3 protein-coding genes are annotated in these 3259 nt (G+C 71.9%); all 3 read right to left on the reverse strand.

Annotation, left to right across the window (positions count from 1 at the left end; genetic code table 11):
- On the reverse strand, nucleotides 1-1446 hold a 1446-nt coding region (locus tag M8J74_RS33070; protein WP_249839961.1), incomplete at its 3' end, for a GlgB N-terminal domain-containing protein.
- A 32-nt stretch (nucleotides 1447-1478) separates the two neighbouring features.
- Nucleotides 1479-2867 carry a maltokinase N-terminal cap-like domain-containing protein gene (locus tag M8J74_RS33075; protein WP_249839962.1) on the reverse strand — a complete coding sequence of 463 codons (1389 nt, stop codon included), beginning with the start codon at nucleotides 2865-2867 and terminating at the stop codon, nucleotides 1479-1481.
- A gap of 95 nt (nucleotides 2868-2962) precedes the next feature.
- Nucleotides 2963-3259: alpha-glucosidase C-terminal domain-containing protein (locus M8J74_RS33080; RefSeq protein ID WP_249839963.1), on the reverse strand; the 297-nt coding region annotated here is incomplete at its 5' end.

Raw genomic sequence — 3259 nt, forward strand, 5'->3', positions numbered from 1 at the left:
TCCGGGCCGCCAGGACGGCAGATGGACCTCGTAGACCGAGAAGGGGGCCTGGTGGGCGATCAGTTCCGCGCGCCGGGAGATCCACTCCTCGTCCCGCCACTCGTGGTGGGAGGCGGTCACCACCGACGACGTGTTCGGCGGGGTCTCGGTGCGGCGGGCCAGCGGGTCGGCGCGCAGGGTCTTCGAGCCGTCGGGGCGGGTGATCTGGAACTTGTACAGCTCGCCCTCGCCGACCCCGGGCAGGAACAGCTCCCAGACGCCGGAGGAACCCAGCGAGCGCATGGGATGGCCGGTGCCGTCCCAGAAGTTGAAGGTGCCGGCGACGTGCACCCCGCGCGCGTTCGGCGCCCACACCGAGAAGCGGGTGCCGGCCACGCCCTGGTGGGTCATCGGGTGAGCGCCCAGCACGGTCCACAGCTGCTCGTGCCGGCCCTCACCGATCAGATGCAGGTCCAGTTCGCCCAGCGTCGGCAGGAAGGCGTAGGCGTCCTCGGTGTCCTGGACGGTGCCCTCGTACGTCACCAGGAGCCGGTAGGCCGGCACCTCGTCCAGCGGCAGCAGCCCGGAGAAGAACCCGTCCCCGTCGTCGTGCAGCTCCGTCCGCTCCTCCCCGGCGACGACGGTCACGGCCAGGGCGTACGGCCGGAAGACGCGCAGGGCGACGCCGCCGGGGACGAGGTGGGCGCCGAGGACGGTGTGCGGGTCGTGATGCGTACCGGAGAGCAGACGCTCCCGGTCACCGGCCTCCAGAGCGGGGGAGACCGCCTCGGGCGCGGTGGTTCCGACGGAGGTCGTCTGGGGCACGGCCTTCTTGGCGGCGGCCCTCCTGGCCGGGGCCTTCTTGACGGCCGTCTTCGCCGGGGCGGTCTTCTTCGCGGCCGCCTTCGCCGGAGCGGCCTTCTTCCCCGCGGTGGCCGCCTTCTTGGCTGCCGCCCTCGTCGTGACGGCCTTCGCGGCGACGGCCCGCTCTGCGAGGGCCTGCTCGGCGACCGGCTCCTCGGCCACCGCCTTCTTCACGGCCGCCTTCTTCGCCACCGCCTTCTTCGCGATGGCCTTCTCGGCCGGGGTCTTCGCCGTGACGACCTTCTTCGCGGCCGTCTTCTTCGCCGCGCCCTCGCCCACCGCGACCTTCCGCGCCGCGGCCTTCTCGGGCGCCGCCTTCTTAGCGGGGGCCTTCTTGGCGACCGCCTTCCCCGCCGCTGTCTTCTCGGCCACGGTCTTCCCCGCCGCCTTCTTGGCCACTGCCTTCTTCGCGGCCGTCTTCTTGGCCGGGGGCTTCTCGGCCACGGTCTTCTCGGGCGTCTTCCTGGTGGCCGGCGCCTTCTTCGGCGCGACGGCCTTCTCCGCCGCCTTCTTCACAGTTTTCGCGGCCTTCTCGGCCATCTCCTCGGCCGTCTTCTTCGGATTCTTCGGATCCGAACCGCTGGACGTGGGGCGGGGGGTCACGGGCGGCGCCTCCTCGGCGAGGGTCGGTCGGTTCAGTACAGGTCGGACGTGGCGTAATGCTCGATCGCCGCCATCGGGACGGACAGCCACTCGGGGCGGTGGCGGGCCTCGTAGAGCACCTCGTATATCGCCTTGTCCGTTTCGTATGCTCGCAGCAGCACCGGGTCGGTGCGCGGATCCTGGCCGCTGACCTCCGCGTATCCGGTGCAGAAGGCGGCACGGCAGGTCTCGGCCCAGCCCTCGTCGGGCCGTTCGGCGGAATGGGCGGCGTAGTCGAAGGACCGCAGCATGCCCGCCACGTCCCGCTCCGTCGGCTGCGGCATCCGCCGCTCGGCCAGCGGTTTCGACGGCTCGCCCTCGAAGTCGATCAGCCACCACTGACCGCCCGGCGAGCGCAGGCACTGTCCGAGGTGCAGGTCCCCGTGGATGCGCTGCGCGGTCCAGGTGCGGCCCTCGGCGGCCAGGTCGGCCAGCGCGGTGAACGCCGTGTTCAGGGCGGGCGCGTACGGCCGCAGCACGGGCACCGCCTGCGCGGCCGCGTCGAGGCGTTCGATCATGCCGTCGGCCAGCAGCCGCATCTGCTGGTGCCCGAGGGTGACCGTCGGCAGCGCGCGGGCCAGGGCCGTGTGCACCTCGGCGGTGGCGCGGCCCAGGGCCCGGGCCTCGCTGCCGAAGTCCTCGCCCTTGGCGAGCTGCCGCAGGGCCAGCTCCCAGCCGTCGGAGGCGCCCTGCAGGAAGGGCTGCAGCACGCCGAGCACGTACGGCTCGCCGCCCAGGTCCGCCCGCACCCACGCCGTCGGCGCCGGCACCCGCGGGCAGCCCTCCCGGGCCAGCGCCAGCGGGAGCTCCAGATCGGGGTTCACGCCGGGCAGCACCCGGCGCAACAGCTTCAGAATGAACGTATCTCCGTAGATGACGGAGGAGTTCGACTGCTCGGCGGTCACCACGCGCGGGACGAGCCCGGAGCGGATCTCGCGGCCGCTCTCCCGCTCGAAGCGCAGCCCGCCGATCCGGGCCCCGGAGCGCATGGCCTCCAGGAGCACCTCGGCGGCCCGGCCGTCGTACAGGGCCTCGTAGACCGTCCGGCCGGCGAGCGGGCCGTCCTCCACATGTCCGATCAGCGCGGGCGCCAGCCGGGGTGGCAGCGCCTCGCGCACGCCTATGAGGAGCTGGTAGCAGTCACCGGGGTGCGGCTCGGCGCCCAGGGTGAGCGGCTGATGGGCGCGCACCAGCAGGTGGTACAGGCCCAGCTTGCCGCCGGCCGGCAACAGCTCGGTGGCCTCGACCAGCGTGAATCCGGTGACCGGGCGTCCTTTGCCCGCGAACCAGCGCTGCCGCGGCAGCCATTCCCTGAGCAGTGGGTCCAGGGATTCCAGCAGGCCAGGACTGGTCTTGCCGGAAAGTGTGACCGTTTCCGCCATAACGTCACATTCCTTTCCCCGGGGTGGGCGGGGTGTTACGTATGCGTGCCCCGGGTGGGGCAGAGGAAACGCCCCGCCCGGGGTTCTGCGTGGCCCTACGACGGCTCCTTGCGCAGCCGGAACCAGTAGAAGCCGTGGCCCGCCAGGGTCAGCAAGTACGGCAGCTCACCGATGGCGGGAAAACGCACCCCGCCGAACAGCTCCACCGGATGCCGGCCGTTGAAGATCCGCAGATCGAGCTCGGTGGGCTGCGCGAACCGGGAGAAGTTGTGCACGCACAGCACCAGATCGTCCTCGTACTCCCGCAGGAACGCCAGCACGGCCGGGTTGGACGACTGAAGCTCCGTGTAGGACCCGAGGCCGAAGGCCGGGTTCTGCTTGCGGATCTCGAT

The sequence above is a fragment of the Streptomyces panaciradicis genome (assembly GCF_023516615.1).
Taxonomy (GTDB): domain Bacteria; phylum Actinomycetota; class Actinomycetes; order Streptomycetales; family Streptomycetaceae; genus Streptomyces; species Streptomyces panaciradicis.

Coding starts and splice junctions, on each gene's coding strand:
- M8J74_RS33075 (WP_249839962.1), bottom strand. CDS start 2,867: ATGGCGGAAACGGTCACACTTTCCGGCAAGACCAGTCCTGGCCTGCTG.